This window comes from Actinoplanes utahensis (assembly GCF_016862455.1).
Taxonomy (GTDB): domain Bacteria; phylum Actinomycetota; class Actinomycetes; order Mycobacteriales; family Micromonosporaceae; genus Actinoplanes; species Actinoplanes utahensis.
In genome coordinates this window covers 13507-31710 of record NZ_BOMZ01000059.1, presented here as the reverse complement: position 1 = coordinate 31710, position 18204 = coordinate 13507, and the positions used below count along the sequence as shown (strand labels likewise).

The 18204-nt window shown below is 72.1% G+C and carries 17 protein-coding genes; 8 read left to right on the top strand and 9 right to left on the bottom strand.

Annotated elements, in window-relative coordinates:
• Window positions 1-170 precede the first annotated feature (170 nt).
• The 4 genes from Aut01nite_RS21750 to Aut01nite_RS21735 all read left to right on the top strand — a co-directional run bounded on the left by Aut01nite_RS21750 (window position 171) and on the right by Aut01nite_RS21735 (window position 3394).
• On the top strand, window positions 171-641 hold the full coding sequence (locus tag Aut01nite_RS21750) for a glutathione peroxidase (RefSeq protein WP_043523860.1): 471 nt from the start codon (window positions 171-173) through the stop codon (window positions 639-641).
• A complete protein-coding gene (locus tag Aut01nite_RS21745) occupies window positions 641-1318 on the top strand; it encodes a DUF429 domain-containing protein (protein WP_043523861.1) in 678 nt (225 codons plus the stop codon). The genes Aut01nite_RS21750 and Aut01nite_RS21745 overlap by 1 nt, the downstream gene beginning before the upstream one ends.
• Window positions 1319-1484: 166 nt before the next feature.
• A complete protein-coding gene (locus Aut01nite_RS21740; RefSeq protein WP_043523862.1) occupies window positions 1485-2696 on the top strand; it encodes a sensor histidine kinase in 1212 nt (403 codons plus the stop codon).
• Window positions 2693-3394 carry a response regulator gene (locus Aut01nite_RS21735; RefSeq protein WP_052163457.1) on the top strand — a complete coding sequence of 234 codons (702 nt, stop codon included), beginning with the start codon at window positions 2693-2695 and terminating at the stop codon, window positions 3392-3394. Before Aut01nite_RS21740 ends, Aut01nite_RS21735 begins: the two co-directional genes overlap by 4 nt.
• On the opposite strand, the gene Aut01nite_RS21730 is transcribed toward Aut01nite_RS21735, so the two are convergent.
• From Aut01nite_RS21730 to Aut01nite_RS21710, 5 genes are all read right to left on the bottom strand, one after another.
• A complete protein-coding gene (locus Aut01nite_RS21730) occupies window positions 3342-4151 on the bottom strand; it encodes a CPBP family intramembrane glutamic endopeptidase (protein ID WP_052163458.1) in 810 nt (269 codons plus the stop codon). The genes Aut01nite_RS21735 and Aut01nite_RS21730 overlap by 53 nt on opposite strands.
• 125 nt (window positions 4152-4276) lie before the next feature.
• Entirely contained in the window at window positions 4277-5089 is an 813-nt protein-coding gene (gene proC, locus Aut01nite_RS21725) for a pyrroline-5-carboxylate reductase (RefSeq protein WP_043523863.1), read from the bottom strand.
• A 154-nt stretch (window positions 5090-5243) separates the two neighbouring features.
• Window positions 5244-6272, bottom strand: a complete 1029-nt coding sequence (locus Aut01nite_RS21720) for a 6-phosphofructokinase (RefSeq protein ID WP_043523864.1) — start codon at window positions 6270-6272, stop codon at window positions 5244-5246.
• A gap of 146 nt (window positions 6273-6418) precedes the next feature.
• Complete coding sequence (locus tag Aut01nite_RS21715; protein ID WP_043523865.1) at window positions 6419-6916, bottom strand: pyridoxamine 5'-phosphate oxidase family protein; 498 nt, start codon at window positions 6914-6916, stop codon at window positions 6419-6421.
• A gap of 150 nt (window positions 6917-7066) precedes the next feature.
• Window positions 7067-9367: an ROK family protein gene (locus Aut01nite_RS21710; RefSeq protein WP_052163459.1), complete on the bottom strand. Its 2301-nt coding sequence runs from the start codon at window positions 9365-9367 to the stop codon at window positions 7067-7069.
• Between the two features lie 234 nt (window positions 9368-9601).
• Between Aut01nite_RS21710 and Aut01nite_RS21705 the strand changes: the two genes are divergently transcribed.
• Both Aut01nite_RS21705 and Aut01nite_RS21700 read left to right on the top strand, forming a co-directional pair.
• On the top strand, window positions 9602-10867 hold the full coding sequence (locus tag Aut01nite_RS21705; RefSeq protein ID WP_204037620.1) for an MFS transporter: 1266 nt from the start codon (window positions 9602-9604) through the stop codon (window positions 10865-10867).
• Between the two features lie 69 nt (window positions 10868-10936).
• A complete protein-coding gene (locus Aut01nite_RS21700) occupies window positions 10937-12724 on the top strand; it encodes a glycoside hydrolase family 3 protein (protein ID WP_043523866.1) in 1788 nt (595 codons plus the stop codon).
• A gap of 271 nt (window positions 12725-12995) precedes the next feature.
• On the opposite strand, the gene Aut01nite_RS21695 is transcribed toward Aut01nite_RS21700, so the two are convergent.
• Entirely contained in the window at window positions 12996-14474 is a 1479-nt protein-coding gene (locus Aut01nite_RS21695) for an MFS transporter (protein ID WP_052163460.1), read from the bottom strand.
• 101 nt (window positions 14475-14575) lie between these two features.
• Here Aut01nite_RS21695 and Aut01nite_RS21690 point away from each other — a divergent pair, with 101 nt between their 5' ends.
• Complete coding sequence (locus Aut01nite_RS21690; protein WP_043523867.1) at window positions 14576-15220, top strand: TetR/AcrR family transcriptional regulator; 645 nt, start codon at window positions 14576-14578, stop codon at window positions 15218-15220.
• Here Aut01nite_RS21690 and Aut01nite_RS21685 read toward each other — a convergent pair.
• Window positions 15198-15695: a polyadenylate-specific 3'-exoribonuclease AS gene (locus Aut01nite_RS21685; protein WP_043523868.1), complete on the bottom strand. Its 498-nt coding sequence runs from the start codon at window positions 15693-15695 to the stop codon at window positions 15198-15200. The two genes, Aut01nite_RS21690 and Aut01nite_RS21685, sit on opposite strands and share 23 nt — an antisense overlap.
• 22 nt (window positions 15696-15717) lie before the next feature.
• The gene (locus tag Aut01nite_RS21680; RefSeq protein WP_043523869.1) at window positions 15718-16560 is read right to left on the bottom strand and encodes a phosphotransferase enzyme family protein; all 843 of its coding nucleotides are present in this window, start codon (window positions 16558-16560) and stop codon (window positions 15718-15720) included.
• Between the two features lie 249 nt (window positions 16561-16809).
• Between Aut01nite_RS21680 and Aut01nite_RS21675 the strand changes: the two genes are divergently transcribed.
• Complete coding sequence (locus Aut01nite_RS21675; RefSeq protein ID WP_373871528.1) at window positions 16810-17487, top strand: Crp/Fnr family transcriptional regulator; 678 nt, start codon at window positions 16810-16812, stop codon at window positions 17485-17487.
• Here Aut01nite_RS21675 and Aut01nite_RS21670 read toward each other — a convergent pair.
• Complete coding sequence (locus Aut01nite_RS21670) at window positions 17484-18158, bottom strand: lysophospholipid acyltransferase family protein (protein WP_043523871.1); 675 nt, start codon at window positions 18156-18158, stop codon at window positions 17484-17486. The two genes, Aut01nite_RS21675 and Aut01nite_RS21670, sit on opposite strands and share 4 nt — an antisense overlap.
• Window positions 18159-18204 lie beyond the last annotated feature (46 nt).

Genomic DNA, 18204 nt, shown 5'->3' with positions numbered 1-18204 from the left:
GGACGTCTCCTCAAACAGTTAGGAAACTTTCCAAAGAGAGGGATGAAGAGACCGTAGTCACATCGATTAACAACAGTCAAGCCAGGTGAACAGCTTTAAGGTTTCTTTAACAGCACTGTGCGCGCCGCGACGGGGTGCAATCGTGCGGACACGGCCGGTAGTCTTCGGTCATGACCATCTTCGACGTCAGCATTGGCGCCCTCACCGGCGGCGCGACCGAATTGGACCGTTACCGCGGATCGGTCGTCCTGGTGGTCAATGTGGCCTCACGATGCGGCCTGACCCCGCAGTACACCGGACTTCAGGACCTCTACGAGACCTACCGCGACCGCGGGCTCGTGCTGGTCGGCGTGCCGTGCGACCAGTTCGGCGGCCAGGAGCCGGGCACCGCCGCGGAGATCGACGAGTTCTGCCGGGTCGATTACGGGGTCACCTTCCCGGTGACCGAGAAGGTGGAGGTCAACGGACCGGGCCGGCACCCGCTCTACCGGGAGCTGGTCGGCTCCGGCGACGACGTCGAGTGGAACTTCGAGAAGTTCGTCGTCGCCCCCGACGGCACGGTCGCCGCCCGTTTCTCCCCCGGCACCGCACCCGGCGACGCCGAGCTGATCGCGACGATCGAGAAGCTGCTGCCGCACTGATGAGCATCCACGTGATCGGGGTCGACGCGTACGCGCTCGGCTGGGTCGGCGTCGAGCTGCGCGACGGCGCCTTCGGCCGCGCGATCCTCGCGGCCACCCTCTACGAGATCGTCGCCGGCAGCTCCGGTGCCGCCGTGATCGGTGTGGACATCCCCCTCGGCATGCTCCCGGACCGCTGGCGCGCCGCCGACACCCTCGCCGCGGACCAGCTCGGCCCGCGCCGCGGCAGCGTCTTCCGGGTGCCGCCACGCCCGGTCTGGCAGGAGCCCGACTTCGCCTCCGCCAACCGGCTCTGCCGGGAGCTCACCGGCGCCGGGCTGTCCCGGCAGTCCTGGGCGCTGCGGCCCAAGCTGCTCGAAGCCAACGCCATCTGGGAACGCCATCCCGGGCTGCTCTTCGAGGCCCACCCGGAGCTGTCCTTCCGCACCATGGCCGGCGAACCGCTGGCACACGCCAAGAAGACATGGAGCGGCCAGGCCCGCCGCCGCGAGCTGCTGGCCCGCAACGGCATCGTCCTGCCGGACCGGCTCGGCCCCGCCGGCCAGGCCCCACCCGACGACATCCTGGACGCCGCCGCCGTCGCCTGGACCGCCCACCGCGTCGCCACCGGCTCCGCCCTCTCCCACCCCAGCCCGCCCGAGGAGGAGAACGGCAGCCGCATCGCCATCTGGTATTGAGAAGACCCTTCTCCGGTACGCCGCCGGCGACGGCCTGGACCGCAGCGCGGCCACCGGGCCGGATCCGGCGCTCACCGCCACCCCCGGCCCGCGCTTGCCCGCCCGCTGGACGTCGCGGGCCGTGGCTAAGCTGTGGCCGGCCGGGTCGGCACGGGGCGGGAGGACTGTGGAACAGGACACCACCCTGGCAGCCCGGCTGGACCGCTGGGCCCGGGCCCGGCCGCTGCTGGTGGACGGCTCCCTCGCCGGCGTGATCTGGCTGGTGTTCGGCCTCCCGGGCGTGCTCGTCGGCGGTCCGGCCGGGCTGGTCGTCGCGACCGCGACCATCCTTCCCCTCGCCCTGCGCCGCCGGCAGCCGGTCGCTCTGCTGGTCTGGTCGACCGCGGTCTTCGGGCTCCAGCTCGCGGTGCTGCCCATCCCGCTGCCGGCCAACATCGCCCAGGCGCTGGTGATCTACACGGTCGCCGCACACGTGGCGTCGCTGCCCGTGCGGCTGTGCGCGCTGGCCACGGCGCTGGCCGGGTGTCTGGCCGCCGGCTTCCGGTGGAGCACCGAGCCGGAGTACACCCGCAACGCCCTCGTCATCGCCGTGTTCCTCGCCGTCTTCGCCGGGCTGATCTGGCTGATCGGCAACGTCGTGCGGGGTCGCGAGACCAACATGAGAGCGCTCGGCGAGGCGTACGCGCGGTTGGAGGAGGGCCGGCTGCAGCGCGTGCGGTTCCTGGCCCAGCGGGAGCGGGTCGCGGCCGCCCGGGAGATCCACGACATCGTCGCCCACTCGCTCACCGTCGTCATCGTGCAGGCGGACGGGGCGGAGTACGCCGCCGAGCACGCCCGGCCGTGGGACCGTGCCGATGCCCGCACCGCCCTCGCCACGATCGCCCGGACCGCGCGGACCGCGCTCACCGAGGTGCGCGGCGTCATCGATGTGCTGCGGGACCCCGAAGCGGCGGACGACCCGGGCGGGCCGCCGGTGTGCCTGTCCGATCTGGAGCGGCTCGTCGCCGCGGTCCGGGCCGCCGGGCTGCCCGTCGAGGTCCGCGCCGACCCGGCCGTGTTCGAGCGGGCGCCCGCCGCGGTGCGCTTCGCGGTGCTCCGGGTGGTCCGGGAGTCACTGACGAACGTGCTGAAGCATGCGGGCGCCCGGGCCACGGCACGGGTGGCGGTCGAGTGGACATCGGAGGCGGTGCGGGTGCGCGTCGCCGACGACGGCGCCGGCGCGTCCGGCGTGGCCGTCGACGGGCCGGGTCACGGGCTGGGCGGGATGCGGGAGCGGCTGCGCGCCCTGGACGGTGTGCTGACGGCCGGTCCCCGTCCCGGCGGCGGGTTCGGTGTCGAGGCCGTCGTCCCGGTCGCACCGCCGGGAGCGCGCCGATGAGCCCGTCCCCGCCGATCCGGGTCTTCCTCGTCGACGATCAGGAGCTCGTCCGCGCCGGCTTCGCGATGATCCTCGACGCCACCCCGGATCTGCGGGTGGTCGGGACGGCGGGTGACGGGCAGGCGGCACTCGACGCGCTGCGGCAGCCGGGACACCACGCCGACGTCGTCCTGATGGACATCCGGATGCCCGGCCTCGACGGGGTGGAGACCACCAGACGGCTCCTGTCCTCCGCGAACCCGCCGCGGGTCGTCATGCTGACGACGTTCGACTCCGACGACCTGCTGGTCGACGCGCTGCGCGCCGGCGCGTCCGGATATCTGGTCAAGGACGCCGGCCCCGCCGAGCTGCTGACGGCGATCCGGGCCGCGGCGGCCGGCGAGTCGCCCGTCTCCCCGCGGCTGGTCCGGCGCCTGATCGACTCCTTCGTCCTGGGGGCGCCGAATCCCGCCGCCGGCCGGCCGCCCGCCGCGCCGTCCGCTCTGGCCAGGCTCACCGCCCGCGAGCGGGAGATCCTCGCGGCGATCGGGCTGGGGCTGACCAACACCGAGATCGCCGTACGGCTGCACGTGGCCGAATCCACCGTCAAGACCCACGTCGGCTCGGTGCTGCGCAAACTGGAGGTACGCGACCGGGTGCAGGCTGTCATCCTCGCGCAGTCGCTGGAACCCGCGGACGGCCCGCCCGCGCCCGGCTGACCCCGATCGCGGCAGCGCACGCGGCGGTGCCGAGGAGCACGAACAACCCGGTGTCGCCGCTGAGGTACTCGTCGACCAGCACGGGCTGGTCGGTGGCGATCGGGATGGTCAGCGCGGCGAAGGTGGCATTGTGCGCGAAGTGCGCCAGCACGGCGGGCCACACGCTGCCCGACATGGTCCGCAGGTGGCCAATCAGGAACGAGAAGGCGATCACGGTGCCGCTGAACAGCGTGAGCACCAGGAACCGGTTGCCCTCGCTGTGGTAGTACGGCGTGAGGAGGATGTACGGGAGGTGCCAGCCGATCCAGACCACCCCGACGGTGAGCATCGCCGCCCGTTCGCCCAGGAAGGCGAGCCGCGGTTGCAGGTAACCGCGCCAGCCGATCTCCTCCGCGAACGCCAGGATCGGACCGGCGACGCACAGAGCGAGCAGATCGGCCGGCCACGGCCCCTGCGGGACGACCGGCCGGGCGATGCCGAGCGCGACCGTCGCCGCGGTCGCGAGCAGGCAGACACCCGCGGTGGTGGCGATCGTCAGCGGCCAGTGGCGCAGCCCCAGCCGGCCCATCCCCAGCCGGCGCCAGCCGTCGCGCCGGTAGCCTTCCCGGGTGACGACCAGAAGCATCAGCAGTACGACGAGCAGTGGCGAGAAGGCCAGTATCAGCCCTCCCGCGACGTCGGCGGTGCCGAGGGCGATGCCGAGGGTCAGCAGGACGAAGACGATCGACGCGGTGCGATCGGAGAGCGTGGCGAACACGGAACGGACCTGCTTTCGCTGAGGGTCCGCCCAGTCTCGGCGCGTGCCGGCCCGCCGCCATCCACCCGCGGACGGAACCTCGGCGAGCGGCCGCCCACCGTCTCCGTCCGCGGTACTAGTACCGGCTACTTCGCCTGGTCGGCGATCTCCCGGGCGCGGTCGCGGGCCGCCTCCAAGGCGCCCATCAGGGCCGCGCGGACGCCGTGCTTCTCCAGCTCGTGGATGGCGGCGATGGTCGTGCCCGCCGGGGAGGTGACCGCCTCGCGGAGCTTGACCGGGTGCTCGCCGGAGTCACGCAGCATCACCGCCGAGCCGAGGGCGGTCTGCACGACCAGCTCGTGCGCGGTCTGCCGCGGCAGACCGAGCAGGACACCTGCGTCGATCATGGCTTCGACGATCAGATAGAAGTAGGCCGGGCCGGAGCCGGAGATCGCCGTGACCGCGTCCTGCTGGTACTCCGGCACCCGGACCGTCCGGCCGAGCGGCGCGAACATCTCCTCGGCGACGGCCAGGTGCGCGTCGGTGGCGTGGGCGCCCGCGGAGATCGCGGTCATCGCCTCGTCGACGAGCGCCGGCGTGTTCGTCATGACCCGCACGACCGGGGTGCCCTCGGGCAGCCGGGCGGCGAAGAACGCGGTGGGCAGGCCGGCGCAGAGCGACACGACGAGCGTGCCGGCGGGCACCCGGCCACCGATGTCGTCGAGAACAGCGCCGGCGTCCTGCGGTTTGACCCCGATCGCCAGGATGTCGGCGTTCCGCACCGCGGTGGCGTTGTCGACGACGGCGACACCGTAGCGCTCGGCGAGCTCGGCGCCGCGGGCCTCACGGCGGGTGGTGACCAGCAGCCGGTCGGGGGGCCAGCCGGAGCGCAGCAGCCCGGACAGGACCGTCTCGCCCATCTTGCCGGCTCCGATGACCGCGACGATGTGCTTGGGCAACGCAGACTCCTCGACGGCGCCGCAGCCCCGCCGCGACGGCAGAGAACGCTGCCACCGGCCGCCCCGGAACAGCGCAGAAAAGGACAAGCCGGCCCGCGCTGCTCTTCCGGATGACCCGGGACAGCAGCGCGAACCAGCCGACGACCCGGACGGGTCAGCTGCCGAAGAAGACCTCGGCCTCTTCGTAACGCTCGAGCGGAACGGTCTTCAGCTCGCCGGTGCCCTCGATCAGCGGGATCCGGACGACGTCGGTGCCGCGCAGCGCCACCATCTTGCCGAAGTCGCCCTCGTGCACGGCGTCGATCGCCTGCAGGCCGAAACGGGTCGACAGGACCCGGTCGAACGCGGTCGGGGTGCCACCGCGCTGGATGTGACCGAGGACGACCGTACGAGCCTCCTTGCCGGTCTTCTCCTCCAGCTGCTCGGCCAGCCACTGGCCGATGCCGCCGAGGCGGACGTGACCGAAGCTGTCCAGCTCCTGGTTGTGCAGGACCATCTGGCCGTCGAGCGGCTGAGCGCCCTCGGCGACGACGACGATCGGCGCGTACTCGACCTGGAAGCGCTTGGTCACGTACGTCGCGACCTGCTCGACGTCGAACTGGCGCTCCGGCAGCAGGATGACGTTGGCGCCACCGGCGAGGCCGGCGTGCAGCGCGATCCAGCCGGCGTGCCGGCCCATGACCTCGACGACCAGGGTGCGGTGGTGCGACTCGGCGGTGGTGTGCAGCCGGTCGATGGCCTCCATCGCGATGTTGACCGCGGTGTCGAAGCCGAAGGTGTAGTCGGTGCCGTTCAGGTCGTTGTCGATGGTCTTCGGCACGCCGACCACGTTGACGCCCAGCTCGGCCAGCTTGGTGGCGACACCCAGGGTGTCCTCGCCGCCGATCGCGACGAGCGCGTCGACGCCCTGCTCGGCCAGGTTGGCCTTGATCTTCTCGACGCCACCCTCGATCTTGAACGGGTTGGTGCGCGAGGAGCCGAGGATGGTGCCGCCGCGGGGCAGGATGCCACGGACCTCAGCGATGCCGAGCGGCTTGGTCAGACCCTCCAGCGGGCCCTTCCAGCCGTCGCGGAATCCGACGAACTCGTGACCGTAAGCGGACACACCCTTACGGACGACGGCACGGATGACCGCGTTGAGACCGGGGCAGTCGCCGCCACCGGTGAGCACGCCGATACGCATTTTTCTTCCCCCTGGATCGGGTAGCGAGATGCGGATAGCCCGTCGAGGCCCCAGGAGACTTCTTTCATCGGCTGCGTTGCCGGTCCGGGGCGGGGCCGCACACCCGGCACTCTAGTCGCCGCCCCGATCCCGGTGGAACTCGGCCTCTAAAGCCTGACGGTTTCGTTCTCGCCAGCGTCCGGCGTCTTTCCGGTAACAGCCGCCTTCGCGTACCCGAGGAGAGTGACGACCTTGGAACTGTGCGCCGCCTCCCAGTACTCCGCGGTCTCCGCGTTCACCTTGACCAGGGTCAGGTTCGGCGTCTCCAGGCCGGCCGGGAACCACGCCTTCAGGAACGGGTTCCACAGCCGCTCCGCCTGGGCCCGGTCCTGCACGTGCGCCGCCGTACCGGAGATCGAGATCCAGTTGTTGTGCTTGGAGTCGCTGAACGCGACGTTCACCTGCGGGTGCACCCCGATCTGCGCGACCAGGTCGGAGTCCGCGTAGGTGAAGAACCACAGGTCCCCGTCGAACTCCACGTCCTGCACCGCCATCGGCCGGCTGACGTGCTTGCCGTCCTCGGTCATCGTGGTCAGCATGGCGATCTTCGCGTCCGCCACCAGCGCCTTCACCTTGTCCCGTCGCTCTTGATCCGTCGCGGTCATGTCGCCTCCTCGGGTCCGGTTTCCGTCCCGTCCCACTTACCCCACCACCCCCACGGCAACCCGAGATCCACTTCTTGCGGCGTACGGGGCCCGCGCCCCGGCCGCGCGACCCCGCGGCGGGAGGCGGCCCGGCGGTGGCGAGTGGCCGGGTCAGATCAGTGACTCGAGGGCGCCGATGGCCTCGGCGTCGGGGCCGAGGGCCGCCGGGACCACGGTCAGGCCGGCGACGGCGGAGGGTGAGCAGTGCCGTTGCAGGGCTTCGCGGACGCCGTCGACCACGAACTCGCCGGGTGCCAGGAAACGGCCGCCGACCACGACCACGGACGGGTTGAAGACCGAGACCAGCGGGGTCACCGCACGGCCGATCAGACGGCCCGCGTCGAGCAGGGCCCGCCGGATCGGCCGGTCGCCGTTCGCGGCGAGGTCGAGCAGCCGGTCCTCGGAGGGCGGGCCCGGGGCGGGACGGCGGTCCAGCAGGGCGGCGAAGTACTCCGGGGTGAGGAACGCCCGCAGGCAGCCACGCCGCCCGCACCCGCAGAACGGCCCCATCTCCCGGACGTTGAGGTGCCCGACCTCGCCGGCGTAGCCGATCGCCCCGCTGTACATCCGCCCGCCCGCCACGAGGCCGCCGCTGAGGTACTGGTCGGCGCTGAGGAAGAGGATGTCCCGGGCGCCCCGGCCGGCACCGCGCCGAACCTCGGCCAGCGCCCCGAGATGCCCGTTGTTGGCCACCTGGACCGGGCACCCGAGAACCGCCGAGATCTCCTCGCCCGGCGAGTAACCGGAGAACATCGTCAGCACGCTGCGGGCCCCGAACTGCCCGGTGACCGGGTGCACCGGCGCGGGCACGCTGACCGCGACCCGGGTGTCCGCCCCGATCCGGTCCCCGTGCTGTTCCAGCAGTTCCCGCACGAACCCGCCGGCTTCCCGCATCATCGGCCGCGCGTCGTGGGCGAGCGGGACGGCCCGGAAACCGTCGTACCGGATCTCGCCCGAACCGTCGGCCACCAGCACCCGGATCCCGGGCCCCTGGAACGCCAGCCCGACCAGCAGCGCCTCCGGCGCGGCCAGCCGGAAATGCGGCGACGGCCGTCCCGCCCGGGGTTCCGCCGGAGCGCACCGCTCGACGATCCCGTCCCGGCACAGCCCGGCCAGCAGATCCGCCACCGCCGCCCGCGGCAGTCGCGTGATCTTCACCAGATCGCTTCGCGCGGTCGCCCCGCGCCCCCGCAGCGCCTCCACGAGGATGTCCCGCCGCACGGCCCGTTCCCTGCGCCCGAGCACTCCGGCCCCCGCCCCGCCCTCACCCGGGCGGGCGTCCGCCGGCGACCCCGCCTGATCGGAGGTGGTGGGGCCGGTGCTCCGGGCGAGGGTTCGGCTGCCGCGGGCGGCCGGGGTGGCGCGGAGGCCGGACCAGAGGGCGCCGAGCAGGGCGGCCCGGTCGCCCAGGGTGGCGGCGTGGATCTCGGTGGTGGCGGCGACCTCGGGCTGGGCGTAGCGGGTGAGGGCTTCGCGGACCGCGGTGACGATCGGGCCGTCCGGATCGACCAAGGGGCCGTCGAGGATGACGAGGGACGGGTTGACGGTGTTGGCGACATCGGCGAGGACCCGGCCGATCATGCGACCGGCGTCGGCGAGGATCCGTTCGACGGCGGTGTCGGAGCGGGCCAGTTCGACGGCGCGGGCGGCGCTGACCGGCTCGCCCAGGGTGTGCCCGACAGCGGTCAGGATGGCGGGGACGGCGGCGATCGTCTCCAGGCAGCCACGGTTGCCGCAGCGGCACAGCGGGCCGATCTCGTCCATCTGGACGTGCCCGATCCGGCCGGCCGCGCCGGTTCCCCCGTGGTGCAGCACCCCGCCGAGCAGCAGGCCGCAGGTGATCGCGGCATCGATCCGCAGGTGGCAGACGTCGGCGTGACCGGCCGCGATGCCGTAGCCCCGTTCGCCGAGAAGGCTCAGTTCGGCGGTGTTCCGCACCATGACCCGGCGGCCGAGACGCCGCTGCAGTTCCGCGCCGATCACGGCGGCGTCCACGGTCGCGCCGAGGACGGTGGACCAGACGCGGCCGCCGATGTCGGTGGAGCATGCGGTGATCAGGGTGGTGAGGGTGTCGAGGCCGGGGTCGGGGCGGTGGCGTTCGGAGCGGATGGCGCCGGTGAGGTCGGCTGCCGCCACCCGTACCCCCTCGGGGGTGAGAAGCGCGCCCACCACCCCGCCCGCCGCCACGCCGAGGGTGATGGACCGGGCCGGACGTCCGGCCCGGGCGCCGTCGGCGACGGCCGCCTCCTCGGCCAGCAGCCCGGCCGTGAGCAGTTCGGTGACCAGGGCGTCGACCGTCATCCGGGCCATCCCGGTGCGGCGGGTCAGGTCAGCCCGGCTGATCCGCCCGGTCTCGCGCACCACCGCCAGGAGCAGATCCCGGCGGACCTGATGTACGCGACGACCGGCCATCGGGCCAGTTTTGCCGAAGCTGGACATAATTTCCGGGGGACTGCGACCCCGGTCACACGCAGTACCGGGCAAATCCGGCGCGAGTAAGGCGAGACACCGGCGAATCATGGCCGTGAGCAGGCCCTTCAGGCTCTGGTTCGGCACGCTTCGGATCGATACCTTCAGTGAAACAAGGCGTTAACAAACACCGGAGCCGGCCCGGTGACTCTCCCCCTTTTTCTCTCGAGGTGTGCGATGACGACTGTCCAACCCCGTCCGCCGGCCACCGTCCCGACCGCTCCGAACGCGCCGACGCGACTGATCGTCGCGATGGCGCTGGCTCAGCTGGGCGCGTACCTGACGATCCTCACGCCGGTCGTGGTCACCATGTCGATCCGGGTCGCGCAGATCGCCCCGGACGACAAGGCCGCCGCCCTCGGCACCGTCCTGTCCGTCGGGGCCGTGCTCGCGCTGATCGGCAACCCGTTCTTCGGCGCCATGTCCGACCGCACCACCTCCCGGTTCGGCCGGCGGCGGCCGTGGCTGCTCGGCGGCATGCTCGCCGGGTTCGCCGGCCTGCTGGTGGTCGCGCTCGGCGGCAGTGTCCCGGTCCTCACCGCCGGGTGGGCGCTGGCCCAGCTCGGGGTCAACGCGACGCTGTCCACGCTGACCGCGCTGCTGCCCGACCAGATCCCCGCCCGCCAGCGGGGCCGGGTCAGCGGCATCCTCGGCCTGATGACCTCGGTGGCCATCCTGCTCGGCAGCGCGATGGCGGCGGCCCTGGCCGGGAACGCGCTTCTGATGTTCGCGGTGCCGTCCGCGATCGGCGTCGCCACGGTGGCGCTGCTGGTGACGATCCTGAAGGACCGGCCGGCCGAGAAGGGACACTTCGCCCCGTACCGGTTCAAGGAGTTCCTGAGCACCTTCTACGTCAGCCCGCGCCGGCACCCGGACTTCGTCTGGAACATCATCAGCCGCTTCCTGATCTGGATGGGCCTCGCCAGCGTCACCACGTACCAGGCGTACCTGCTGATCGACCGGTTCGGGTACACCACCGACAACGTCGCCAACGGCATCCTGGTCGCCACCCTGATCAGCACGGTCGGCCTGGTCGTCGGCTCGTCGGCCGGCGGCCTGCTCTCCGACCGCACCGGCCGGCGCAAGCCGTTCGTCCTCGGCTCCGGCATCGTCGTCGCCGTCGCCCTGGCGGTGATCGCGTACGCCGGCACCTTCCCGGTCTTCCTCGCCGCGGTGCTGCTCTTCGGCCTGGGCCAGGGCGTCTACCTCGCGGTCGACCTGGCGCTCGCCACCGACGTGCTGCCGGACCCGGACGACGCCGCCAAGGACATGGGCGTGCTCAACATCGCCAACGCGCTGCCGCAGTCGCTGGTGCCGATCCTGGCCGCGCCGATCCTCGCGATCGGTGGCGGGGACGCCAACTACAGCGCGCTGTTCCTGGCCGGTGCGGTCGTCGCCGTCGCCGGGTCGCTGCTGGTCCGCATGGTCCGCGGCGCCCGCTGACCCCGCTCCCCCGCTCGCCGGGCGCCCGGCCGTCCCGGGCGCCCGGCCCTCTTCTCGAAGGAACGCACGATGCACCCGTACCAGAACCCCGCTCTTCCGATCGAGGACCGGGTCTCCGACCTGCTCTCCCGCCTCACCCTGGCGGAGAAGGCGGGCCTGATGTTCCACACGATGATCGCGGTGAACCCGGACGGCACGATCGCCGACGGGAACCCGATGATCCCGTCCGCGTCGTCACTCCTGCGCGACAAGTTGATCAACCACGTCAACATCCTGACGTTCGCCCCGGTGCCGCCGGAGCGCCTCGCCGCCTGGCACAACCGGATCCAGGAGATCGCGGCGGGCGTCGGGCACGGCATCCCGGTCACCGTCTCCAGCGATCCTCGCCACGGTGTGATCGACAACCCCGCGGCCTCCGCCGCGGCGGGCGGCTTCTCCGCCTGGCCGGAGCCGATCGGCCTGGGCGCCACCAAGGACCCTTCGCTGGTACGGGGATTCGCCGACATCGTCCGGCAGGAGTACCTGGCCACCGGCATCCGGGTGGCCCTGCACCCGATGGCCGACCTCGCCACCGAGCCGCGCTGGGCCCGGATCAACGGCACCCTCGGCTCGGACGCCGACACGGTCTCCGCGCTGATCCGCGAGTACGTGCTCGGCCTGCAGGGTGACGCGCTCGGCCCGGACTCGGTGGCGGCGATGGTCAAGCACTTCCCCGGCGCCGGGCCGCAGAAGGACGGCGAGGACGCGCATTTCGCGTACGGGCGGGAGCAGGTGTATCCGGGCGGCATGTGGGACTACCACCTGAAGCCGTTCGAGGCCGCGTTCGAGGCCGGGGCCGCGCAGGTGATGCCGTACTACGGGATGCCCGTCGACACCGAACACGAGGAGGTCGGCTTCGGCTTCAACGCCGGTGTGATCGAGGGCCTGCTGCGGCAGCGGTACGGCTTCGACGGCGTGATCTGCACCGACTGGGGCCTGGTCAGCGACGCCGTGATCATGGGCACCGACATGCCGGCCCGCGCCTGGGGCGTCGAGCACCTGGACCGGCACGCCCGCGTCCTGAGGATCCTGGAGGCCGGCGCCGACCAGCTCGGCGGCGAACACTGCCCGGAACTGATCATCGACCTGGTCGCCGACGGCCGCCTCCCGGAGTCCCGGGTCGACGTCTCGGCCCGCCGGATCCTGCGCGACAAGTTCCGGCTCGGCCTCTTCGACGACCGCCGTTTCGTGGACCCGGCAGCCGCCGCCCGGATCGCCGGGCAGCCCGCTTTCCGGTCGGCCGGCCTCACCGCCCAGCGCGACTCCATCGTCGTCCTCACCGACCGCCCCGTCCTGGCCGCCGTCCCGGGCTCCGGCATCGCCGCGCCGGTCCTTCCGCTGGCCGAGGGGATCTCGGTATATCTGGACGGAGTCGACCCGGTGATCGCGGCCGGCTACGCCAAGGTCGTCGACGATCCGGCGTCGGCCGACGTGGCGATCGTCCGGCGGGCCGCCCCGTACGACCCGCGCGGTGTCGGTTTCGAGGCGTTCTTCCACGCCGGGCGCCTGGAGTGGACCGACGAGGAACTGGCCCCGGTGCTGGAGCTCACCGCCACCCTGCCGACCGTGGTCGACGTGTGGCTGGACCGTCCCGCCGTCCTGACGCCCTTCGCGGGCAGAGCGGCGGCGCTCACCGGCAGCTTCGGCTCCAGCGACGAGGCGCTGCTGGACGTCCTGTTCGGCCGTGCCCCGTCGAGGGGCACCCTGCCGTTCGAACTGCCGTCCTCGATGGCCGCGGTCGAGGCGTCGCGCGAGGACGTTCCGAACGACTCGGCCGACCCGCTCTTCCCCTACGGTCACGGCCTCCCTCTGAGCTGATCCCCGCTCTGGCCCCACCGGCGTGTGGTCCGGGTGCGACCCACACGCCGGTGGGGTGACCGTGACCATCGCCTTCAGCCCGGCGGCCGCGCTTCGGCCCGGTGCCGCCGCCACCCCGCGCGGAGGTCCGGGGACGGCATGGTTCTTCGGGACGGCTCCGGGCGTACCAGCGAAGGTTGTGCGGAACCGCGCGGCGAAGCGTCCCGCAACAGCCGGGGAAAGCGGAAGGCCCGGCCACCTGGGGCGGCCGGGCCTTGCGGGCGTGCGGAGGTCAGTGGGCCATGGCGGGCGGGGCGTCGGGGTCGACGTCGAGCGGCCCGGCGCGGAAGAGGACCGCGGCGACCACGGCGGCGAGCAGGAAGAAGCCGGCCGACCACCAGAACACCGTGTGGTAGCTCTCCAGCGCGGCCTGCGCCTGGACCAGCGGGGACGGCTCCTTGCCGACCATGTGATCGGCAGCGGCGGTGGCGGCGAACGAGCTGAGCAGGGCGGTGCCGATGGAACCGCCGATCTGCTGCACCGTGTTGATCATCGCGGAGGCGACGCCGGCGTCCCGGTGCTCGACGCCGGAGGTGGCGGCGTTCTGGGTGGGCGCGAAGACCAGACCGAGACCGAGGCCGACGACGATCAGGCCGGGCAGGACGCCGGTGGCGTACGAGGAGTCGAGCTCGAGGCGGGTCAGCAGGACCATGCCGCCGGCGGCGATCAGGGCGCCGAGCGGGACCAGCGGGCGCGGGCCGATCCTCGGGGTGAGGATCGAGCCGGCGGTGGTGGCGGTGAGCATGATCCCGGCGAGCATCGGCAGGAAGGCGAGACCGGTCTCGACCGGGGTGAAGCCGAGGATGCCGGCCAGGTAGTAGGTGAGGAAGAGGAAGATGCCGAACATGCCGGCGCCGGCGATCGCGACCGAGGCGTACGCGCCACCGCGGTTGCGGTCCAGGACGACGCGCAGCGGCAGCAGCGGGTGCTCGGCCTTGCGCTCGATCAGCACGAAAACGGTGAGCAGGACCAGGCCGGCGATGATCGGGCCGAGGGTCATCGCGTCGGTCCAGCCGTCGGTCTCGGCGTTGGCCAGGCCGAAGACCAGCGCGACCAGGCCGGCCACGGCGGTGATGGTGCCGGGCACGTCGATCCGGCCATGGGCGGGGACCGGTTCGTCGCGCAGCTTCAGGAAGGCGCCGGCCACGGCGATCGCGGCGATCACCAGGTTGACGTAGAGGCACCAGCGCCAGGAGACGTACTCGGTGAGGACGCCGCCGAGCAGCAGGCCGATGCCGCCGCCGGCGCCGGAGATGGCGCCGAAGATGCCGAACGCCTTGCCGCGCTCGGCGGGCTCGGTGAACGTGGTGGACAGCAGCGACAGCGCGGCGGGGGCGAGCGCGGCGCCGAAGACGCCCTGCAGGGCGCGGGCCACGATGAGCAGCTCCAGGCTGCCGGCGGCGCCACCGAGCGCGGAGGCCAGGGCGAAGCCGATCAGGCCGATGACGAACATCCGCTTGCGGCCGAAGAAGTCGGAGAGCCGGCCGCCGAGCAGCAGCAGGCTGCCGAAGGCGAGGGCGTAACCGGTGACCACCCACTGCCGGCCGTGGTCGTCGAAGCCGATGTCGGCCTGGGCGGTGGGCAGCGCGATGTTCACGATCGTGGCATCCAGCACGACCATGAGCTGCGCCAGGGCGAGCACCACGAGGGCCCACCAGCGGCCCGCCTCACGTCCGGTGGCCGGCGGCCGATCAATAACGGTGCTGCTCATGCGGGGAGCCTTCCGGAGCTAAGTTGAGGTACGTCCTCCACTTCGGCAGGCTAGCAGGGTAAGTTGAGGAATCACCTCCACTTACTTGTACCCTTGGCCACATGGCCCTGCGACGTGATGCGCAACGCAACCGGGAGCGGATCCTGCGCGCCGCCCACGAGGTCTTCGCGGCCCGCGGGTTCGCGGCCACCCTCGACGACGTGGCCCATCACGCCGGAGTCGGGATCGGCACCGTCTACCGGCGCTTCCCCACCAAGGAGGAGCTGATCGAGGCGGTCTTCACCGATCGCCTGGAAGACCTGGTGACCCTGGCCGAGGAGGCGCTCGCCGCCCCGTCGGCCTGGGAGGGCCTGACCGGCTTCCTGCGGACGTCGGCGCGCTGGCACGCGGCCGACCGCGGGCTGCGCGACGCCGCGCTGAGCATGGACGAGCAGCATTTCAAGAAGGCCGGCGAGCAGATCGTGCCGCTGCTGGAGCAGATCATGGAGCGCGCGCACGCCGAGGGCACGCTCCGGGCGGACGCCGGGTTCCAGGACTTCCCGATCATCATGGCGATGGTGACCGAGATGGCCCAGCACAGCGAGGGATGCCGGCCGGGCCTCTACGAGCGTTACCTGGAGCTGATGATCGACGGCCTGCGGGCGCGGCCCGGCAACGGCTCGCTGGGAGCCGCGCCGACCGGCACCGACATCCGCGCCGTCATGCGCGAATGCGTGCCGCCGATCAAGCCTGCGCCGCGGTCATAGCGTTCCACCGGGCCAGGTTGTGCCGGGCGTCGACCAGGGCGTCGTGCCGTCCGGCCATCTCCGGCAGGTGCGGGCGGCCCAGGTCGTCCCAGCGCTGCCGCAGGTCCTTGGTGAACCGGGGGATCTCCCGGGGCAGGGCCGGCATCGCGCCCCAGAGCTGGGCGAGCGCGACGTGGTCGTACGCCGCGTACCAGGCCCAGAGCTCCATCTGCTCGCCGCGCCCGCGGATCGGCTCGGCGAGGAACTCGTAGAGGTCGTCGCGGATCCGCTCCCGGCTGCGCCAGGCCTTGTCGGACGGTGAGGGCAGTTTGTCGAGGACGTTGCGGCGCACCCAGGGCACGGCCTTGGAGTCGTCGAACTCGGTGCTGACCGCGTAGAACTCGCGGCCGAACTCGTCGACGACACCGATCGAGACCAGATCGACGGTCCGGCCGTCCTCGATGAATTCGCAGTCGTAGAAATAGCGGTATGGCATCGCCGTCCATCCTCGCCCATCGTCATCCGGGCATGGACTCCAGGGCCTCCCTGGCCGAGGTCAGCGTCTCCGGGCACCCCCGGCGCGCGGCACTGTCGGCAAGCATCGCCCACCGCAGTCTCAGCAGCACGGGCAGGGCGGCGTCCAGTTCGTCGGCGCCGACCGGCCCGGTCGCACGGTAGCCGTCGAGCAACTCGGCGCAGCGTTCCGGCCCGCCGGCGTAGGCCACCGCGGCGGCCACGTCGTAGACCAGCGGGCCGGTGCCGCTCGCCCCGCAGTGCAGCAGCCCGGTCCGCCCGGTCGCCGGGTCCAGCACGAACGCCCCCGGCTCCGGATCGCCGTGCAGCACCCCGTAGGTGAGCTGGTCGGTCACGGTGAGCCGGGTGGTCGCGACGACCGCGGCGCGGAGCCAGGGCGCGGCTGCCGGATGGGCGGTGGCCGGGGCGGGCAGCCGCCAGGGACGCAGGCCGGGGTGCCGGAAATCCCGGAGGGCCTGGTGTACGACGCCCAGGCGCTCGCCCCACCACTGCTGGTCGATCGGGTCCCGGCCGCTCAGGCGGCGGCCCGGGATCCGGCGCAGAACGGCGGCCGCCCCGTCCGGCGTCGCCACGGTCAGCGCGCCGCCGAGGGTCCGGACGGGTTCCCCGGCGGCGATCCGGGTGCCACGCAGGTGCAGCGCCGCCGCCAGGCCGGCCTCCAGGGGCTGCCGGGACGCGGTCTCGGCGAGCAGCAGCAGATGCGGTTCACCGCCCGTGGTGAACTCCCAGCCCCGCGACATCAGGGTCAGCGGCAGCCCGGTCATTCCGGACGGGACGAGGTGCCACTGGTCCCGTAGGAGCGATCGAAGGAAGTCATCATCCGGCATCGCGGGATTATCTCGACACAAGCCGCCAAAGCGACGGACAGCGAGGGCGATAGTCACTCAGAGAGATTGACGGTTTACAGAACGCTATCGAAGGGACATGATCGTACGAGGACTGCTTCGATGTCCGTTTTGAAAATGGCGTTCGAGGCACGCTTCGTGCTAAGAGTGATCGTTCGCGTCGTGGGGCCGGCGCCGGGCCACGTCCGACGCGGTCCCCACCGGGGGAGGGATAGCGCCGTGGACCATCGCATGCCGGATCCCGGCGACGCCTTAACCGGCGTGGACATGTTCGCCGGGCTGGAGCCGGAGGTTCGCCAGCGCGTCATCGCCGCTGCCGTCCCACGGCACTACCGCAAGGGCCAGATCATCTTCGTCGAGCACGACCCCGGCGACTCGCTGATCATCATGAAGCGGGGCGCCGTCGCCGTGTTCCGGACCGCGCCGACCGGTGAGCGTGCGGTCCTCACCGTGGTCCGCCCGCCCGACGTGCTCGGCGAGGTGTCCCTGCTGGACGCCTCGACCCGCAGCGCCTCGGCCGAGGCCATCGAGGACTCACAGGCGCTCTCGCTGTCCCGGGTCGCCTTCATGGAGCTGGTCCACTCCAACCCGCGCATCCTGGACGCGGTGATGCGCTCGGTCGGCGGCCTGATCCGCCGGCTCACCGAGCAGAACGCCGATCACGTCTTCCTCGACCTGCCCGGCCGGGTCGCGAAGACCCTGGTCCGGCTCTCCGGCGAGAGCCAGGCGCCGATGATCACCATCGAGCTCAACCAGAGCCAGCTCGCCGAGATGGCCGGCGGCTCCCGGCAGAGCGTCAACCAGGCGATCGGCTCCTTCGCGAGCCGGGGCTGGCTGCGCACCGAGGGCCGGCGCATCGTCGTCACCGACGTGCAGGCCCTCCGCCGCCGCGCGGGGATGCAGGGCTAGGCGGCCGCCTTCAGCGTCGAGGCGTAGACGTCGACGTACTCGCGGCCGGACAGGGCCATCAGCTCGTACATGATCTCGTCGGTGATGGCCCGCTCGACGAAACGGTCGCCCTTCTGATCGGCGTACCGGGAGAAGTCGAGCGGCTCGCCGATCCGGATCCGGACCCGCTTCACCGCCGGGATCAGCGTGCCGGTCGGCTGGATCTCGTCGGTGTTCAGCAGCGCCACCGGCACGACCGGGGCGCCGCTCTCCAGCGCCAGCCGGGCCACCCCGGTCTTGCCGCGGTACAGCCGCCCGTCGGGCGAGCGGGTGCCCTCCGGGTAGATGCCGGCGATGTCGCCCTGGCGCAGCACGCGCAGCAGCGTGTCCAGAGCCGCCTGGGCCGCCTGTCCGCCCGAACGGTCCACCGGGATGGTCCCCGCGCCGGTGAAGAACATCCGGGAGAACCAGCCCTTGATCCCCTTGCCGGTGAAGTATTCGGCCTTGGCGACGAAGGTCACTTTCCGCTTCATGATCAGAGGGGTGAAGATCGAGTCGGAGAACGAGAGGTGGTTGCAGGCCAGGATCACCGGGCCGGAGCGGGGCACGTTCCGCAAGCCCTCCACCTTGGGGCGGAAGACCAGTCTCAGCAGCGGCCCGAGGACCACCAACTTCAGCAGCCAGTAGAACACTGACGTCCTTTCGACGGATGCCACCGGGCGTCCGGGGCGACAGGAA